This is a genomic window from Bradyrhizobium sp. UFLA06-06, from assembly GCF_054820065.1.
In genome coordinates this window covers 1-763 of the sequence record NZ_JADFUD010000166.1, presented here as the reverse complement: position 1 = coordinate 763, position 763 = coordinate 1, and the positions used below count along the sequence as shown (strand labels likewise).

General features: G+C 64.9%; 1 protein-coding gene. It reads left to right on the top strand.

Translation table 11 applies throughout. The annotated features are described in order from the left end of the window. Positions 1–16: 16 nt before the first annotated feature. A partial coding sequence (locus IF803_RS42520) for a transposase domain-containing protein (protein WP_461196169.1) occupies positions 17–763 on the top strand: 747 nt, incomplete at its 3' end.

Below are 763 nucleotides of genomic sequence, written 5' to 3'. Positions count from 1 at the left end.
TAGTAGAACGCGCTGCATGATTGATTTGCCTTCCGATCCAGCATTGCTCCAGCAAGCCGTGACGGCGCTGTCGTCACTGCTTGCCGTGTTGTCGGCGGAATGCAGCACGCTGGCGGCTGAGCGTGATGCAGCGATCGCCCAGCGCGATGCTGCGATCCAGGAGAACGACAAGCTCCTGGTGATGCTGTCGCAGTACAAGCGCACGATCTTCGGTCCCCGGTCCGAGACACTGGATCCCGGACAGCTATCTCTCTTCACCATCACGGCGCAGGCGGCTGGTCCCGCCGCCAACGACGACGTGGCCGGAGGCAGGCTGCCTGATGGAGCGGAAGGCCGTGGAAAGCGACTGGCGCGACGCAACCGGGGGAAGCTTCCGGAGCATTTGCCGCGCATCGACGTCGTGATCGATATCGAGAGCCATATCTGCCCCTGCTGCGGCGAGCGGCTGCACAAGATCGGGGAGACCGTCAAGGAAGCCTTCGACGTCGTTCCGATGCAATACCGGGTCAAGCGCATCGTGCGTCCGCGGGGATGTCGCCAGGGTGTGCTGCAGGCGGCCGCGCCGGCCCAGGCGGTCGAGGGCGGGATGGTGACGGAAGCCTTGCTGGCCCACATCGCGGTGATGAAATACGGTTACCAGCTGCCGCTGTATCGGCAGGAACAGATGTTTGCCGCGCAGGGCGTCACGCTCGACCGTCAGACGCTGGCTTCGTGGATGGGCCGCGTCGCCTGGTGGCTGAGGCCGCTTCACGCGCTGTTGCGC